Annotated in this window: 18 protein-coding genes; 9 read left to right on the top strand and 9 right to left on the bottom strand. The window is 56.6% G+C overall.

Going from position 1 to position 17,255, the window contains the following annotated elements; all coding sequences use genetic code 11:
- Nucleotides 1-75: 75 nt before the first annotated feature.
- The 4 genes from AB8B75_RS12775 to AB8B75_RS12760 form a co-directional block, all read right to left on the bottom strand.
- The gene (locus AB8B75_RS12775) at nt 76-2,769 is read right to left on the bottom strand and encodes an ATP-binding protein (protein WP_405362759.1); all 2,694 of its coding nucleotides are present in this window, start codon (nt 2,767-2,769) and stop codon (nt 76-78) included.
- Nucleotides 2,769-3,047, bottom strand: a complete 279-nt coding sequence (locus AB8B75_RS12770; RefSeq protein ID WP_405362757.1) for a hypothetical protein — start codon at nt 3,045-3,047, stop codon at nt 2,769-2,771. The genes AB8B75_RS12775 and AB8B75_RS12770 overlap by 1 nt, the downstream gene beginning before the upstream one ends.
- A gap of 3 nt (nt 3,048-3,050) precedes the next feature.
- Nucleotides 3,051-3,434: a response regulator transcription factor gene (locus tag AB8B75_RS12765; protein WP_405362755.1), complete on the bottom strand. Its 384-nt coding sequence runs from the start codon at nt 3,432-3,434 to the stop codon at nt 3,051-3,053.
- A gap of 130 nt (nt 3,435-3,564) precedes the next feature.
- Nucleotides 3,565-4,854: a short-chain fatty acyl-CoA regulator family protein gene (locus AB8B75_RS12760; protein ID WP_405362753.1), complete on the bottom strand. Its 1,290-nt coding sequence runs from the start codon at nt 4,852-4,854 to the stop codon at nt 3,565-3,567.
- Nucleotides 4,855-5,091: 237 nt separating this feature from the next.
- Between AB8B75_RS12760 and AB8B75_RS12755 the strand changes: the two genes are divergently transcribed.
- The 9 genes from AB8B75_RS12755 to aat all read left to right on the top strand — a co-directional run bounded on the left by AB8B75_RS12755 (nt 5,092) and on the right by aat (nt 14,181).
- Nucleotides 5,092-6,441: a substrate-binding protein gene (locus AB8B75_RS12755; protein ID WP_405362751.1), complete on the top strand. Its 1,350-nt coding sequence runs from the start codon at nt 5,092-5,094 to the stop codon at nt 6,439-6,441.
- An 82-nt stretch (nt 6,442-6,523) separates the two neighbouring features.
- A complete protein-coding gene (locus tag AB8B75_RS12750) occupies nt 6,524-7,555 on the top strand; it encodes a branched-chain amino acid ABC transporter permease (RefSeq protein ID WP_405362749.1) in 1,032 nt (343 codons plus the stop codon).
- Nucleotides 7,555-8,754, top strand: coding sequence for a branched-chain amino acid ABC transporter permease (locus tag AB8B75_RS12745; protein ID WP_405362816.1), 1,200 nt, complete (start codon nt 7,555-7,557; stop codon nt 8,752-8,754). The genes AB8B75_RS12750 and AB8B75_RS12745 overlap by 1 nt, the downstream gene beginning before the upstream one ends.
- Before the next feature lie 11 nt (nt 8,755-8,765).
- Nucleotides 8,766-9,530, top strand: coding sequence for an ABC transporter ATP-binding protein (locus AB8B75_RS12740; protein ID WP_405362747.1), 765 nt, complete (start codon nt 8,766-8,768; stop codon nt 9,528-9,530).
- 65 nt (nt 9,531-9,595) lie between these two features.
- Complete coding sequence (locus AB8B75_RS12735) at nt 9,596-10,351, top strand: ABC transporter ATP-binding protein (protein WP_405362745.1); 756 nt, start codon at nt 9,596-9,598, stop codon at nt 10,349-10,351.
- 299 nt (nt 10,352-10,650) lie between these two features.
- Nucleotides 10,651-11,226 carry a biliverdin-producing heme oxygenase gene (locus AB8B75_RS12730; RefSeq protein ID WP_405362743.1) on the top strand — a complete coding sequence of 192 codons (576 nt, stop codon included), beginning with the start codon at nt 10,651-10,653 and terminating at the stop codon, nt 11,224-11,226.
- A gap of 456 nt (nt 11,227-11,682) precedes the next feature.
- Nucleotides 11,683-12,171 (top strand): acetyl-CoA carboxylase biotin carboxyl carrier protein, encoded by a 489-nt coding sequence (accB, locus tag AB8B75_RS12725; protein WP_405362741.1) that lies wholly within the window; start codon nt 11,683-11,685, stop codon nt 12,169-12,171.
- A gap of 12 nt (nt 12,172-12,183) precedes the next feature.
- Nucleotides 12,184-13,536: an acetyl-CoA carboxylase biotin carboxylase subunit gene (gene accC, locus AB8B75_RS12720; protein WP_405362739.1), complete on the top strand. Its 1,353-nt coding sequence runs from the start codon at nt 12,184-12,186 to the stop codon at nt 13,534-13,536.
- Nucleotides 13,537-13,548: 12 nt separating this feature from the next.
- On the top strand, nt 13,549-14,181 hold the full coding sequence (gene aat, locus AB8B75_RS12715; protein ID WP_405362737.1) for a leucyl/phenylalanyl-tRNA--protein transferase: 633 nt from the start codon (nt 13,549-13,551) through the stop codon (nt 14,179-14,181).
- Here aat and AB8B75_RS12710 read toward each other — a convergent pair.
- The 5 genes from AB8B75_RS12710 to clpX form a co-directional block, all read right to left on the bottom strand.
- Nucleotides 14,145-14,501: a DUF2155 domain-containing protein gene (locus AB8B75_RS12710; RefSeq protein WP_405362735.1), complete on the bottom strand. Its 357-nt coding sequence runs from the start codon at nt 14,499-14,501 to the stop codon at nt 14,145-14,147. The genes aat and AB8B75_RS12710 overlap by 37 nt on opposite strands.
- Nucleotides 14,498-14,944 (bottom strand): outer membrane lipid asymmetry maintenance protein MlaD, encoded by a 447-nt coding sequence (gene mlaD, locus AB8B75_RS12705; RefSeq protein ID WP_405362734.1) that lies wholly within the window; start codon nt 14,942-14,944, stop codon nt 14,498-14,500. Before mlaD ends, AB8B75_RS12710 begins: the two co-directional genes overlap by 4 nt.
- A gap of 8 nt (nt 14,945-14,952) precedes the next feature.
- On the bottom strand, nt 14,953-15,336 hold the full coding sequence (locus AB8B75_RS12700) for an NADH:ubiquinone oxidoreductase subunit NDUFA12 (RefSeq protein WP_405362733.1): 384 nt from the start codon (nt 15,334-15,336) through the stop codon (nt 14,953-14,955).
- Nucleotides 15,337-15,428: 92 nt separating this feature from the next.
- Nucleotides 15,429-15,791: a RidA family protein gene (locus tag AB8B75_RS12695; protein ID WP_405362731.1), complete on the bottom strand. Its 363-nt coding sequence runs from the start codon at nt 15,789-15,791 to the stop codon at nt 15,429-15,431.
- A 137-nt stretch (nt 15,792-15,928) separates the two neighbouring features.
- Nucleotides 15,929-17,194, bottom strand: a complete 1,266-nt coding sequence (clpX, locus tag AB8B75_RS12690; RefSeq protein WP_405362729.1) for an ATP-dependent Clp protease ATP-binding subunit ClpX — start codon at nt 17,192-17,194, stop codon at nt 15,929-15,931.
- Between the last annotated feature and the right edge of the window lie 61 nt (nt 17,195-17,255).

Below are 17,255 nucleotides of genomic sequence, written 5' to 3'. Positions count from 1 at the left end.
TCTTCTGAAGGGATAATCGCCAATGGTTACCATTGCCTTTATCACACTCTTTTTTCGGTTAAAAAGTGAGGAAAATCATTGTGCAGCAAGCGCCTGCGCGTGCGGCAGTGTCACGCGAAAGGCCGTGCCTCCCGTGCCGTCCAAATAGTCAACATGGCCCCCAAGACGGGCCATGATTTCGCGGCAAATCGCCAAGCCAAGACCAGCACCTTTGCCATCTTCTGCGCCGATACGACTGAACTTTTCGAACAGAAGTTCACGCGATGCCGGGCGAACGCCGTCCCCATTGTCGATAAAGTCGACAGTAACATTTTCGGCGCTTTGGTTGACTTCTATGCGTAATTCAGGCTCCGGAGCCGCGCAGTATTTTTGGGCATTTGTAATCAGATTGATGAAAACCTGGCTCAGCCGATCAAGATCTGTATGCAGCCTTACTGTTTCATCCAGATGCCTGCGTTTGATACGGATCGTCCCTTCCGCGCTTGCTTGTGTCATCGCAATCGCCTGATCCAGAACATCCACCAAACTGCCGCTTTGCCTGTTCAACGTGACCTGTCCGTTTTCCAAAACACTCAGGTCGAGCAAATCGTCCAGCAACCTTGTCAGGCGGATGGCTTCCACGTGGATAATATTGGCATATTTGGTCTTTTCCAGCGGTCCCAAACCATCGGTATCTCGCAAAATTTCGGAAAACGCGCGTATGGAGGTCATCGGCGTGCGCAACTCATGGCTGATCTGGCTGAGAAACACATCCTTTTGGTCGCTCAATTGAAGCAGTTTGGCGTTTGCGTCGCGCAACTGCGCCGCTGTTCGACTGAGTTCGCGCGATTTGGCCTCCAGTTGGTTGGAATATTCCAGCAATTGTGCGGATTCGTCCGCTACCGCCAATAAATCCTGAACCGAGACCGCGCTACCACCGACAATCTGGCTAATCATCGCATGCGCCGTGGCACCGCCAACAGATCCGGCCAGTTCGCGTTCCAGATGCTGCAGAAAATCGGCGGTGGGTTCGGGCAGAAAATCGCCTCGACCCTGCGCTTCAGCTTCCGATTGGAACAACCGCTGCGCCTCATCCGCACCCAAAATCCGTTGGGCCATGATCATCAGATCTTCGCTTTCCGCCACGGACGCCTGCCAGCCGCGGGTCTGACCAGAATGGTCAAACACATTTACGAATTGCGCGCCTTGCAACCGTTCCAGAGGGCGCGGAAAACTGACCAGCGATACCAATACGAAGCTCGCAAAATTCAGCAACAAGCTCCAGAAGATCGCGTGCACCGTGGGATCCAAGCCCGAAATCCCGAAAAGCGCTTGCGGCCGCAGCCAGGACATCCCCCAAAGCCCGTTTTCAAAAGTGTTTGTGCTCAGCGCAGCACCGGCCCCGAAACTGGGCAAGAGCATCGTAAAAATCCATAGCGAAAACCCGACGCCGAGCCCTACCAGCGCGCCCGACCGCGTGGCGCCCCGCCAAAAAATCCCACCCAACATTGCGGGTAAAAACTGGGCGACCGCGGCAAAGGATATCAGACCGATCGCGGCCAAGGTACCAGAGCCACCCGAAACGCGAAAATAAACGTAGCCCAACCCGATGATCACAAGGATGGACAGGCGACGAGAGAGAATAACAACGTTTCGGACATCGCCCGACTGGGTGGCACTGCCCTGCCGCGAATACAAAAAGACAGGCATCACCAGATGGTTGGACACCATGGTCGACAAAGCCAAGGTGGCAACAATCACCATGGAGGTCGCAGAGGAAAACCCACCGAGAAAGCTGAGCATGGCCAAACCTTCACGGCCTTGACTGAGAGGCAGGCTCAACACAAAGAAATCCGGGTTGGACGTGGCAGGCAAGAGATCAAGCCCGATCACCGCAATGGGCACCACAAAGAGGCTCATCAACATCAGGTAAAGTGGAAAAGCCCAGCTGGCAATTTGCAGATGCCGTTCATCGTCGTTTTCTACCACCATGACCTGAAACATCCGCGGCAGGCATAGGAATGCGGCAGCAGAGACAAAGGTCAGACTGGCCCAGCGACTGCCGTCCATCTCCCAACGCCCAAGCGATGAGGCATCGATCCGGGCAAGAGTTTCTGACAGTCCACCGGCAATCCCCCAGACCACAAAAATACCCACCGCCAGAAGAGCGATCAGTTTCACAACGGCTTCGACGGCCACGGCGATCACAACACCGTGCTGGCGTTCGTTCACATTCAGGTTCCGGGTGCCGAAAAGTACGGTGAAAAGCGCCAGACCGACAGCGACCCAGAACCCTGTGGCCCGAACCCCGGTGCCGTGGGCATCCACTCCCTCGCCAGCTGCTGCAAAAATCGCAAAAGATGCGGTGACCGATTGCAATTGAAGCGCAATGTAAGGGGTCACACCGACAACCGCCATCACGGTAACAACAATGGCAAGCCCATTTGATTTGCCGTAGCGCGAAGAGATCAGATCCGCGATGGATGTGACCTTGTGACTACGCCCAATGCGCACCAATCGGCGCAGAATCCACCACCACCCTACCATCACCAGACTGGGGCCCAGGTATATGGTCAGGTATTCCAGACCGGAGCGGGCCGCATAGCCGACAGCGCCATAAAACGTCCAGGCCGTGCAGTAGATGGACAAAGACAGCGTGTATACCAGCGGAGAGCGCAAGAGCTTTCCGGCCCGCCCCTTGCTGCCAACGCGCTCGGCGGCGAAAGCCACACAGAATAAGAGACATACATAGGCCAGCGATACAGCGATAAGGACATTCAGAGACGCCATCACATTGCCTCGGTGGCATCCGATTGCTCAGGCATTCGGCGTAGCTGGCGTGCCAGACCATAAGTGGCAAGGATCAATACCCACCACACCCCAAAAATATAAAGTAACGCCCGTGACATCGGCATTGCATCCGTCTCTGTGGTGGCCTCGACGGGCCACAAAAGCGGCACCATCCACAACCCGGCCCCCAAAAACACCAGCAGGCGTACCGCATCCATCATCCGCCGTTGTCGGTAGCTGCCGCGCTCCAAAAACAAGGGTGTGCCGGGCTTGGCCATTCTTCAAGTCCTTTGATCGTGCACGTAAAGCAGATCGCGCACAGCGGTCAGGACCTCCGTATTGGAAAATGGTTTGGTCATGAAGCGGCTCACACCAGCCTTTTCGGCCATTTCGCGATCCCGGCTTTGCCCGCGTGCGGTGAGCATGAGCACTGGCAAATCCGCTGTTTGCTGATGGCCGCGCAGTTCCTCAAGAATATCGAACCCGCTTTTTCCCGGTAACATGACATCCAGAACCACGAGATCCGGATTTCGGTCACGGATCACCTCAGCGGCGTCCGTCCCGTTTGAATGCGTGTCCACCTGCCAGCCTTCGCGGCTGAGCAGAAATTTGATGGCCTCAACGATGTTCAGTTCATCTTCGACCAAAAGCACTTGCTTGCCCATCGTGCTCTCCTCCCAGACTTCCACCCTGCCAGACCTGCGGTCTGTCTCCCTCAGGACGGATACCAAACTATCAACGGTTTTAAACGACCTGTCAAAACCTTAACCCGCAAAACAGCATAGTGACGGCCCGTCACAAGCCGGAACTGAGAATAGACGGCTCCCGCCTTCCCGGGCAGGCGTCGCGGGGGCACAGGCTGCAAGTAGCGCCCACCTCCAGGATCGCCTGATCATTCAAAGCCGTGTTGGGCAAAACCAACATGCTGGCCTCCAGCAGGGGTGCCTGATTATAGACTGGTTGCCCCACAACCTCGGCAAAGGCAAAACACTCAAATCCCGCGCGGCCACGGCCCAGTTGCACCAGCGGGGTCTGCATGATCTGTCCCGGTTGACCAAGTGCTGCATACAGCGGCCAAAGCGGACAAGCAGAACCATATCGCGGGATCACAAAACCGGTGGCTGGCTTGCGAAACAGAAAACTGCCCGCCCTGTCACACACGACAAAACCCGCGTCGAGCTCAGGATGCACGGCAAGGCGGCGCATAACCAAAGACACCGGAGCCGACAAGTGACGTGCCAACTGCACCGGGTCAGGCCCGATTTCGTCATAGGCGGCATCGAAGCGCTGCTTTGTCACACGTTTCGCGTCTGCAACGAGACGCGTCAAAATGCCCTTCGCGATGTGACGGGCCGCGTTGGACTTCAGGCTGGGCGCCGCCCTTACCATGGTATCCGGGGTGATCCGCCCGGCTTCGACTTCTTCAAACGTGTAGTCGTGATCTTGCAGGAATGCTTCCAGCGCTTCCTGAGGACTGGCCGCAGCATCTGCGACGCCCTGATTGGCATCCAGATAGTCGACCAGCGCCTTGGAGCTGTCTGCAAGCCGCTTGCTGTCTTGATTGATATTGGCGTGAAACCTGTTGCGCCAGTCTTCGGTCAGATCATCCTCATCCGCTAGAATGGAGGCCGTCGATCTAATGGCCGCAGCCGTTGACAACAGCTCATGCACCGAGGCTGCCAAATGCGGGTCATGCGTTAAGCGATCCGACAGGGTTTCTACCGTGCGCTCCAACGAGGCAACACGACGATGGCCCGCCGCCAGCACATCTGCCCAGCCCGGAAACCGACCGGCAAATTCATCCACCCGCGCGGCCTCGGATCCCGCAATGTTGGCCTGGGTCGCAGCCTCCCGCAACGTGGCGATCAAAGCCGCTTCTGCGCCCTGCGTCAGCATAGAGGGCTCCACGCCAAGCAACCGCGCGATATCGAGTAGAAGTTTGCCGCCGATTCTGCGCCTGTTGTGCTCGATCAGGTTCAGATAGGAGGCTGATATGCCCAATGCGCGGGCCAGATCCGCCTGCCGCATCCCCGAGACCAAACGGCGCTCGCGGATGCGACTGCCGGTCAACCCTTCTCTCGCCATTTTAACCCCTTTGGTATTATCGCATGTTATCAACAGGTTTCTGCACCGCAATATCAGTTAATTTACAAAAATTGCACCCGTTTTGTGGATTAGTTTACAAAATTAATGAATACTTCAAGGCACTTGTTGCGATATTTTCATTAACTAAGCGATAACTCATTTGCACCATTGTGCCTCGCGCGCCCATGGAAGAGGAAGTTCTAAAGGCGCGTGATCTTAACCACTGGGAGGATTTCAATGTCCAATTCGAAACTAACGCGTCGCGGTCTGATCAAGACCGGTGCCGTCGCTGGCGCTGCCGGCCTGACGTTGCCGACGTACCTGCGCGCCGATGCGCACGCGGGCTATCTGAATGCGCCACAAGGCGACACCGTTACACTTGGCTTTAACGTGCCACAGTCCGGTCCTTACGCCGATGAAGGCGCCGATGAATTGCGCGCCTATGAGCTTGCAGTCGAGCACCTGAATGGTGGCGGCGACGCAGGCATGATGAACACTTTCTCGTCCAAAGCCCTGCAGGGTAACGGCATTCTCGGCAAGAAAGTCGAGTATGTCACGGGCGACACACAGACCAAGTCGGACGCGGCACGCGCCTCGGCCAAATCGATGATCGAAAAAGACGGCGCCATCATGATCACGGGCGGGTCGTCATCCGGTGTGGCTGTTGCGGTCCAAGCACTCTGTCAGGAGGCAGGTGTGATCTTCATGGCGGGCCTGACCCACTCAAACGACACAACAGGAAAAGACAAGCGGGCCAATGGCTTCCGCCACTTCTTTAACTCCTATATGTCCGGCGCAGCCTTGGCGCCGGTGCTGCAAAACGCTTACGGTTCCGACCGTAAAGCCTATCACCTGACAGCCGACTACAACTGGGGTTACACCACAGAAGAAGCGGTGCGGTCCTCCACAGAAGCCATGGGCTGGGAAACCGTGAACGCGGTGAAAACACCTCTGACCCAAACAGACTTCTCCTCCTATATTGCGCCGGTGTTACAGTCGGGTGCGGATGTTCTGGTTCTGAACCACTACGGCGGCAACATGGTGAACTCACTGACCAACGCGGTTCAGTTCGGTCTGCGCGACAAGCAGGTCAACGGCAAGAACTTCGAAATCATCGTGCCGCTCTACTCCCGTCTGATGGCGAAAGGTGCGGGTGCCAACGTTAAAGGCATCTTCGGCTCAACAAACTGGCACTGGTCGCTGACGGATGAAGGCTCCCAAGCTTTCGTGAAGTCTTTCGGCACGAAATACGGCTTCCCACCCAGCCAGGCCGCGCACACCTGCTACGTGCAGGCGCTGCTCTATGCAGATGCTTGTGAGCGTGCTGGCACGTTCAACCCATGTGGTGTTGTCGAAGCCCTCGAAGGCTTTGAGTTCGACGGCATGGGCAACGGCCCGACCCTCTACCGCGCTGAAGACCACCAGTGCTTCAAGGACGTGCTGGTTGTGAAAGGTAAAGAGAACCCCTCTTCCGAATTCGACCTTCTCGAAATTGTCGAAGTGACGCCTGTGGCACAGGTCACTTACGCACCGGATCACCCGCAGGTCGCGGGCGGCTCCCTGGGCAATTGCAACCCAGGCGCCTGATCACTTAAAAAAGCAGGGCGGAGTATTCTTCCGCCCTGCTCTTTCGGCCAACGGGCCACACTCATTTCATGAAGGTGGGGACATGGACGCAATTATCCTGCAAATTCTCAACGGCCTTGATAAAGGTTCCGCCTATGCGCTCATCGCACTCGGGCTGACACTTATCTTTGGCACGCTTGGCGTGGTGAACTTCGCGCATGGGGCGCTTTTCATGATCGGTGCTTTCTGCGCCGTCACGCTCAGCCGCATTCTGACCCTCAGCCACGTTGTGGTCGACGAGTCGCAAAAGGATTTCTTGGGCAATCCACTGAAGGTCGAAGTCCCTTACATTTATGACATCTTCGGTCAAACCACCGGTGACGCGATCATCGACTGGGCTGTACCAATCTCCATCATTTTTGCGATCCCGGTCATGGTAGCCATTGGCTTCATCATGGAACGCGGTTTGATCAAACATTTCTACAAGCGCCCTCATGCGGACCAGATCCTTGTCACCTTCGGACTGGCCATCGTCTTGCAGGAAATCATCAAATATTTCTACGGCGCAAACCCGATCCCAACACCCGCACCGGACGCCTTCCGAGGCTCGTTCGACTTTGGCGCGATGATGGGCTTTGACCCCAACACAATCATCTACCCTTACTGGCGGCTGGTCTATTTCGCCTTCTCGGCGGTGATCATCGGGGCCGTATTCGCCTTCCTGCAATTCACGACCTTCGGCATGGTTGTGCGCGCAGGTATGGCCGACCGCGAAACCGTAGGGCTCTTGGGCATCAACATCGACAAGCGCTTTACCATCATGTTTGGCATCGCCGCCGCCGTCGCAGGGCTTGCGGGTGTCATGTATGCGCCGATCAACTCGCCCAATTATCACATGGGCATGGACTTTCTGGTGCTCAGTTTCGTGGTGGTGGTTGTCGGCGGTATGGGCTCGCTCTCAGGCGCTGTGCTGGCAGGGTTCCTTCTGGGCATTCTCGAAAGCTTCGCCTCCATGTCTATCGTCCTTGAAACCCTGCCGGGCATCAACCAGATCATCATCTATCTGGTCGCCATCATCATCTTGCTGACACGTCCGCGGGGCCTCATGGGCCGCAAGGGCGTGATGGAGGAATAATCATGGGCCTTACCAAAAAAGACTTCACCCTCCTGATCATCGTGGCCTGTCTGGCGCTCTTTGCGCCCTTCATCCTCAACCCCTTCCCCGCAGGCTCGGCGATGGCGCAGTTCAATGCGGGCTACCCCGACCTGATGCAACGTCTCGTGATCTTTGGCATCTTTGCCATCGGGTTCAACATCCTGTTTGGCCTCACAGGGTACCTCAGCTTCGGGCACGCCGCCTTCCTGGGTGTGGGATCCTATGCGGCGATATGGATGATGAAACTGCTGACCATGAATGTGGTCCCCGCAATCATCATCTCCGTACTGGTGGCCGGTCTCTTTTCCCTGCTCGTCGGTTGGATATCTCTGCGGCGGTCGGGCATCTATTTCTCGATCCTGACCCTGGCCTTTGCGCAGATGTCCTATGCGCTGGCCTATTCAGTGCTGACCCCGATCACTGGCGGTGAAACAGGATTGCAACCCAAATACACCGATCCACGCATTCTGGACCGCGCGCTGGAGCCGGGGCAGACACCACGCGCCAACCTCTTTGGCCTCGACATGAAGCAAAGCTTCGAGATTACCGCAGGCGACTGGGTCTTCACCTTCAACGCCGGTTACTATGTGGCAGCCGTGGTCATGGTGCTGGCCTTTTACCTCTCGATCCGCATTTTCCGCTCACCTTTCGGCATGATGCTGCGCGCGGTAAAATCCAACCAGCAACGCCTGAACTACACCGGGCTCAACGCCAAACCCTACACTTTGGCAGCCTTCGTGATCTCAGGCATGTATGCCGGTCTGGCGGGAGGCCTGCTGGTGGCAATGGACACTCAAGTTGGCGCGGAACGCATGTTCTGGACCGCCAGCGGAGAGGTTGTTCTGATGACCATTCTCGGCGGTGCTGGCACTTTGATCGGGCCGGTTCTGGGTGCCGGGTTCATCAAATACTTCGAGAATATCGTCTCGAAGATCAACGAAAGCATTCTGCACCAGTGGTTCGCCTTCATGCCGGATGGACTTGAGGACATCCTTGTTTCGATCGTCTATCCATTCATCGGCAAAGGCTGGCACCTGACGCTGGGGATCGTCTTCATGCTCGTGGTGATTTTCCTGCCCGGTGGGCTGGTCGAGGGCGGCCAACGCGTCATGCGGCTCTTCAAACGCAAGAAACCATCCGACGACACGTCTGATGGCAAAACAACCCCAGCCGAATAAGGAGACATCAGATGGGTATTCTTGAAGTCAAAAACGTCGGCAAACGCTTTGGCGGGTTGCAAGCCCTCGGAGATGTGAACCTGTCGATTGCGGAGAACTCCGTGCATGCGATCATCGGCCCCAACGGGGCGGGAAAATCCACCCTGCTCAACTGTCTTGTGGGCAAGCTGATCCCGGATACCGGTTCGGTGATGTTCGACGGGCAATCCGTCCTGGGTCGCCGACCGTTCGAGATCAACCAGATGGGCATCTCCCGTGTTTTTCAGACCCCTGAGATCTTTGCCGATCTCAGCGTGATGGAGAACATGATGATCCCCTGCTTTGCCAAGCGCGACGGCGCCTTCGAAATGAACGCAATCAGCAGCGTCGCTTCGCAACGTGACGTGATCGAAACAGCGGAACAGATGCTGCTAGACATGAACATGGCCGACAAACGCGAGATGCATGCCGGGTCCTTGTCACGCGGCGACAAACGGCGTCTGGAGATTGGCATGTGTCTCAGTCAGGAACCGCGCCTGCTGCTGCTGGACGAACCCACCGCAGGCATGGCCCGCGCTGACACCAACAATACCATTGATCTGCTGAAACAGATCAGCGACGAGCGCGACATCACGATCGCAATCATCGAGCACGACATGCATGTTGTGTTTTCGCTCGCCGAACGTATCACGGTATTGGCGCAGGGCACGCCACTGGTCGAGGACACGCCCGACAACATCAAGGGCCACCCCAAGGTGCGCGAAGCCTACCTGGGCGAAACCCAAGACGCCGCCTGAAAACACGCCCATAAGGTGGACCTGGATCCACCCTACCTACCCGCCCTCAATGAGGACCTGATAAAATGAACGTCAAACCAGACTTTTCCAAGAACGCCAATCAGGCCGCTACGGCACCTGCTTTCCTGTCCGTCTGGGACATGCATGCCTATTACGGCGAAAGCTATATCGTGCAGGGCATCAGTTTCAACGTGCATGAAGGTGAAATCCTCGCCCTTTTGGGCCGCAACGGCGCGGGCAAGACATCGACGCTGCGCGCCATCGCACGGTTGGCGGATCCGGAAGTAAAACGCGGCGAAATCTGGCTGGATCACCAGCCGCTGCATAATATGTCGAGCTATCAGGCCTCGCAGGCAGGTCTGGGCCTTGTGCCCGAAGACCGCCGCATCATTGCCGGCCTAACGGTCGAGGAAAATCTGAAACTGGCACAGATCGCGCCCCCTATCGGTTGGTCACTGGATCGGGTCTATGACCTTTTCCCGCGGTTGCGCGAGCGCCGCACCCAGGAAGGCGTGACACTGTCAGGCGGTGAGCAGCAGATGCTTGCCATCGCACGCGCACTGTGCCGCGACGTCAAAGTGCTTTTGCTGGATGAACCCTACGAGGGCCTGGCGCCGGTGATTGTCGATGAGATCGAAAAAACCCTTCGGATCATCAAGGAACAGGGCATCACCACCATCCTTGTAGAACAAAATGCCGTGCGCGCCCTGCAACTGGCAGACCGTGCCGTGATCCTCGATACCGGCGGAATTGTGTTTGACGGCACCGCCGTTGAGGTTCTCGAAAACAAAGAACTACGGGAAGAGTACCTCGCAATCTGAGCATTAGACAGCTTCACAACACCTGCAATGTTCCCTTACGCCGCGCGCTGAGGGAACACATTTCGTGTCGAATTGCGGCCAGAGTGTCGTCATTGCGGTCGTCACATGGTTTCCGGAACACTTTCCCTTAGACACCAGCGGCCAGATTCTTCCATGCGCCACACACACCGTTTTCATGGGTTCTCGCGGCATCTTCTTGGTGTTAATTTCCGCCAAGAACAAGCCATTTACAACGGCGGCTTCATTTAAGGATCGCAGATGTTTTATTACGGTTTCCATGCTGCTTGTGGTGCCGCGAAATGATAGAAATCGCACCGGGTGCAACGCGCCGGATCATCGCCAAAGCGACCCATGAAGAACACCTTTTGTTGCATAGCCATCCATGGATTTCCCGGCTGACACAATCGCCCTTGCACCCCAACGACTACACGCTACTGCTCAGTGCGTATTATCAGTTTTTCAAGAGAATCGAGGAATCGCGCTTGCGATGCGGCGCCTTTGAAAGCCTATCAGTCGAGATATCAATTGCGGCCTTGCACAAAGACCTACAGGAGCTGGACGCGCTTCCAGATGGCGAAACGCGTGCCTTCAGCTTCTTGAACACCAAAGAAAAAGTGCTGGGCGCACTATATGTTATGCACGGCTCTGGCTTCGGCGGACGACAAATGAATGCCAATATTCAACAAGAGCTTCCGGACGCGCCGAGACACTACTTTGGGCAAATATCCAATTCCACTCTGTGGCAAGAGTTGGTCCGAAGTTTGGATGAAGTGGCAAAACGCCCTGCCTCGCAGCAAATCTTGATCGCCTCCGTGGCCGAAACCTTTTCCGCTTTTGGAGGCTTCGTCACGACCTGCTGCGAAGAGACAAGGTGACATAGTCACAACTTGAAGCCCGCTCAAAGGCCATCACGGCGCAAGTGTGCCGCAGGTTCGCGCAAACACAAAGCTCCGCGAAGACGGATAGTCTTCCGAAAACGCGTCACGGCAGCATAATTTGATGAACTGCTTGTCCGCGATTTACTTAAATTCTCCGTGCAAACACCAGCAAAAGACGAAGCATCTTTGCCCTGCCTGCGACCATACTAAAATAAATCCTGCGCAACCTGCCAAAGTGGTCTGACGTGATGCAATGCCCCCTAAGCTCTATAATCCGGGCGCAACATCTGATCTGGAAAAGGCACATGTCTAAAGCCCCTTTCAGTAACCGGGCACTGGTCACACCCGGCTTGCACTTGGCGGGTTTTCATGGGCGCACCCTTCCCTTATAACGAAAGCGCAGGAGCAAGGGCCGCAAGCAAAAAGGCTCCCCCGGAACGGTTGAGGACTTACATGACAAAAAAGAACCATGACGCCGATGTGGCCTTCATTCAGGCCCTGGCCGAATTGCTGCGCGAAAACGATCTGACCGAGCTGCAGGTGAAACGTGACTACGGTGCCGATGACAGCTTGAACGTCAGGGTCAGCCGACACACACAACAACAGGTTGTCACTCAGGTCTCTGCGCCAACACCTGCCCTCGCTGCACCTGCCGCCACCCCCGCTGGCCCCGCTCCAACGCCCAAAACCGATGATCCCGCTGAAGATCCCGGCGCCGTGACGTCGCCCATGGTCGGCACGGTCTATATGCAGGCCGAACCCGGCGCAGACCCATTCATCTCCGTCGGCGCAGCAGTATCCGAGGGCGACACCTTGCTGATCGTCGAAGCCATGAAGACCATGAACCACATTCCGGCCCCACGGTCTGGCAAGGTCAAACGTATCATTGTCGAGGATGGCGCCGCTGTTGAATTTGGCACCCCGCTTGTGATCCTCGAATAAAGGACGCGCGCAATGTTCGAAAAAATCCTGATTGCCAACCGCGGCGAGATCGCCCTGCGAGTCGTGCGTGCCGCTCGTGAAATGGGCATTCAATCCGTTGCTGTGCATTCCACTGCCGACAGCGACGCCATGCATGTGCGTATGGCCGATGAAAGCGTCTGCATCGGCCCGCCCGCGGGCACGCAAAGCTACCTGTCTGTCCCCGCGATCATCTCCGCCTGCGAAATCACCGGTGCCGAAGCCATCCATCCAGGTTATGGGTTTCTGAGCGAAAACGCGGGCTTTGTACAGGTAGTCGAAGACCATGACCTGACATTCATCGGCCCCACTGCCGAACACATCCGTGTGATGGGTGACAAGATTACCGCCAAAGACACCATGAAAAAACTCGGCGTGCCCTGTGTGCCCGGCTCAGATGGTGGTGTCGCCACGCTGGAGGATGCGCAACGGCTCGGCGCGGAGATCGGCTATCCGGTCATCATCAAGGCCACAGCAGGCGGTGGCGGGCGCGGAATGAAGGTGGCGCAAACAGCGGCGGACATGGAAAAAGCTTTCATGACCGCGCGCGCCGAAGGCAAATCAAATTTTGGCAACGACGAGGTGTACATCGAGAAATACCTCACAACGCCACGCCACATAGAAATACAGGTCTTTGGCCGCGACAAGGGCCGCGCCGTGCATCTGGGCGAACGCGATTGCTCCTTGCAACGCCGCCACCAGAAAGTCTTCGAAGAGGCTCCCGGCCCCGCGATTTCCGCGGATGAACGGGCGGCCATTGGCAAGGTCTGTGCCGATGCCGTGGCCCGGATCAACTACACCGGTGCGGGCACCATTGAGTTTCTCTATGAGAATGGCGAGTTTTATTTCATCGAAATGAATACCCGTTTGCAGGTGGAGCACCCGGTCACCGAAGCGATTTTCGGTGTCGATTTGGTGCGTGAACAAATCCGCGTCGCCGCCGGGCTCGAGATGTCGTTTCAACAAGACGACCTTACAATCAATGGCCATGCCATCGAGGTGCGGATCAACGCGGAAAAGCTGCCCAATTTCGCACCCTGTCCGGGCCGGATTACACAGTACCATGCGCCGGGCGGTCTTGGTGTGCGGATGGATTCGGCGCTCTATGACGGCTATACGATCCCGCCCTACTACGACAGTCTGATCGGGAAACTCATCGTGCACGGGCGCGACCGCCACGAAGCGCTGGCTCGGCTGCAACGGGCTCTGGGCGAGTTGATCGTGGATGGTGTCGACACAACTGTGCCGCTGTTTCATGCACTCTTGGAAGAACCTGATGTGCTTTCTGGTGGATATAACATTCACTGGCTGGAACACTGGCTCGAAACCCATCTTGGCAACGGCTGAGGCACCGGCCTCATGCGTCTCACCCCGGATGTTCTGATGCAGGGCTACGCCACCGGGATTTTCCCGATGGCGGAACACCGCGATGATCCGGAGGTGTTCTGGGTCGACCCGCAACGACGCGGCATCATGCCGTTGTCGGGCTTCCATGCCTCCCGATCTTTGCGGCGCGCCATGCGCAACACCACCTTTGAGGTCAGTGTGGATCAAGATTTTGTTGGGGTTGTCGATGGCTGCGCCGATCGGGCAGACACTTGGATCAACGCCGAAATCAGAAGCCTTTACATTAAGTTACACGACGCTCACCAGGCCCATTCGCTTGAAATCTGGGAAGGGTCCCGCCTTGTTGGTGGCGTCTACGGGGTGACGCTGGGGGCGGCCTTCTTTGGCGAGAGCATGTTTTCCAAGCGCACCGATGCGTCCAAAATTGCGCTGGCCTGTCTAGTCGAGCGCCTGCGGGAAGGTGGGTTTCATCTCTTTGACACCCAGTTTTTGACGGAACATCTCGCTTCTCTGGGCGGGATCGAGATCAGCCGCGCGAGCTATCACAAAGTTTTGGCGCAGGCGCTTGCGCTGTCGGGTGATTTTTCACGCCCCCCCGTCCGGTCGCCTCAGGACGTCGTACAACGCATCACCCAAAGGTCATAGCGCGCGTGATCCATCGCAGACAAAGCCGGTGCTGACGCGACCATCCAGCCGGAAAACACGATTTCATTCTTGTTGGTATCTACCACTTCCAGCGCCGCAAAGGCATCGCCTGCTGGGTTGCCCACGGGATAGCGACACGACGAAACCGTGATACGCAATTGATCAAAAGCCGTCGTTTGCCCCGAGTTCATCTCGATGTCATAGACTTGGCCGCTGATCTTATCGAGGCCCCGCAGCACAACACCCTGCGCTTCGCTGACTTGCTGCGCCGAAAGCGCTCCGGCCCAACAGATCAGTGCCAAAGCAATCCGCAGGATCATTCAGACGATCCGCTGACGAATTTCAGCAGCAATGACACAAGGCTGACCGCCCCTTGCGTATCCTCAATCCGGTCACCGGGTTCATAGTTGAACGGGGATCCACCCGGCACAATTTCTACGAAATTGCCGCCCAACAACCCCTCGGATGAAATGATAATCGCACTGTCATCTGGGATTGCGATCCCTTCCAAAACAGACACCGTCGTATCGGCCCGATAGGTCTCAGGGTTCAGATCAACCTCCGTGACCGAGCCAACACGCACACCAGCCAGACGCACGTCCGTCCCGACACTGACGCCTTCAAGGCTGCGGAAACTGGCCTCCAGCGGATAGCCCGTTTTGCCGCTTGAGAATTCCGAGACCTGACCGGCATAGACGACAAAGGCGACGGCGGCCGCAAGTACAGCTGCACCCACAATGACTTCGGTTGTGTTTTCAGACATTTGGCTGCTTACTCCGGGGACCAGGCCTCATAGTCACTGCGCGGCTTAGGGTCGGAACGGCGAATGGACCCTTTTGGCGCATAAGATTGCGCCGTGCCCGTCAGATTTTCCTGATGCGGCTTTTCCCAATTTTTATGCTCCAGTGGCGCGTCCGTTGGGGTGGTATCCCAAGTGTGATGCAACCAGCCATGCCATTCGGGATCAACGCGGCTGGCCTCTGCCTCCCCATTGTAGATCACCCAGCGGCGCGACTTGTCATTGTTTTCGTAAAACAAATTACCCTGGCTGTCCTCGCCGACCTTGACACCGTTGCGCCAAGTCCAAAGCTGCGTGTTCAACGTCTGGCCGTCCCACCACGTGACGCCACGCAGGATAGATGTCAGAAGTCGCATTAAATGCCTCCGGTCGGTTTGTTGCACAACATATGCAGGATTGCAGGCCGGACGTCCAGATGGATGCGGGACTTCCGGCCCCTTTCGCGTTCTTATTCCGGCAAGAGTGCCGTGACTTCGATTTCGATGCGGAACTTCGGGTCGATCAACCCGCATTCGATCATGGTTGCGGCGGGCGGCGCATCGCCAAAAGCGTTTTTCAGGATCGGCCAACACTGCTCGAAGTCCGCTGCATCGGGCAGCATATAGGTCACACGCACCACGTCGGCAAAACCGCATTCCGCCTCTTGCAACGCCTGTTCAATGACATCGAGCGCCGATTGGCACTGCTCTTTTACCGTGTCGCCCTGCCCGACAGTGCCCGCCACATGAACCCAGTCACCAGCAACGACAGCCCGGCAATACCCGATTTTTTCCTCATAGGGTCCACCGGAGTGAATGCGTTTGATGGTCATTTCCGGTCTCCTGTATTTTAAAGGTTCTGCACGCGCGTACGTGGTTCTTGACGCTCTTTTCAAACCCCATGCCGCGACAATACTTCACAAAAAAGCAGGCCAGAAGGCCCGCTTGTTTGTGTCATTTTCATTCTGCTTCAGCCGGCGCTGGCAGGCTCTTTTTCGGCATCCGCATGTATCATCAAAGGTGCGGCATCCGATGCCACCGCCTCTTCGTTGACAACCACCTCGGTAACGCTGTCAAGCCCGGGTAGCTCAAACATCGTGTCGAGCAGAATGTCCTCAAGAATGGAACGCAAACCTCGCGCGCCTGTTTTGCGTTCGATGGCGCGTTTGGCAATAGCAGACAGCGCATCATCCGTGAAATTCAATTGCGTGTCTTCAAGCTCAAAGAGCCGCTGATACTGCTTGACCAGCGCGTTCTTGGGCTGCGTCAGAATAGTAACCAGCGCGTCCTCGTCGAGGTCTTCAAGGGTCGCAAGCACCGGCAGGCGGCCAACAAATTCCGGGATCAGCCCGAACTTCAGCAGGTCTTCGGGCTCCAGCTCGGTGAATATCTCGCCGACACCGCGCTCGTCATTGTCCCGCACGTCCGCGCCAAAACCCATCGCCGAGCCCTTGCCACGCGCCGCGATGATCTTGTCGAGGCCCGCGAAAGCGCCGCCACAGATGAAAAGGATGTTCGTGGTATCCACCTGCAGAAATTCCTGCTTCGGATGTTTGCGCCCGCCCTGCGGTGGCACCGAGGCAACGGTGCCTTCCATCAATTTCAGCAAGGCCTGCTGCACGCCCTCGCCTGAGACATCGCGGGTAATTGACGGATTTTCAGATTTACGCGTGATCTTGTCGACCTCGTCGATATAGACGATGCCACGCTGTGCCCGCTCCACATTGTATTCCGAAGACTGCAACAGCTTGGGGATAATGTTCTCCACATCTTCCCCGACGTACCCCGCCTCGGTCAATGTGGTCGCATCGGCCATGGTAAAAGGTACATCCAGGATACGCGCCAACGTCTGCGCCAATAGTGTCTTGCCGCAGCCCGTCGGGCCGATCAGCAGGATATTGGATTTCGCCAGCTCGATGTCACCACCCTTTTGCGCGTGGTTGAGACGTTTGTAGTGATTGTGCACCGCCACGGACAACACGCGCTTGGCCGTTGATTGTCCGATTACGTAATCATCCAGCACTTCACAAATGTCCTTGGGCGTCGGCACACCATCGGTGGCTTTCAGACCTGACGCCTTGGTCTCTTCGCGAATGATGTCCATGCAGAGCTCAACACATTCATCGCAGATAAAGACGGTAGGCCCGGCGATCAGCTTGCGCACCTCATGCTGGCTCTTGCCGCAAAAGCTACAATAAAGAGTATTCTTGCTGTCGCCCGTCGAATTCGTAGCCATATCAACCCTTCCAGGTCTTGCGTGTCACTAAACATGCCCCGCACATCGGGGCCATCGTCAC

This window comes from Roseobacter sp. (genome assembly GCF_045106495.1).
Lineage (GTDB): Bacteria > Pseudomonadota > Alphaproteobacteria > Rhodobacterales > Rhodobacteraceae > Roseobacter.
Note: the sequence above shows the minus strand (reverse complement) of the source record. Positions and strands in the feature narration are given on the sequence as shown.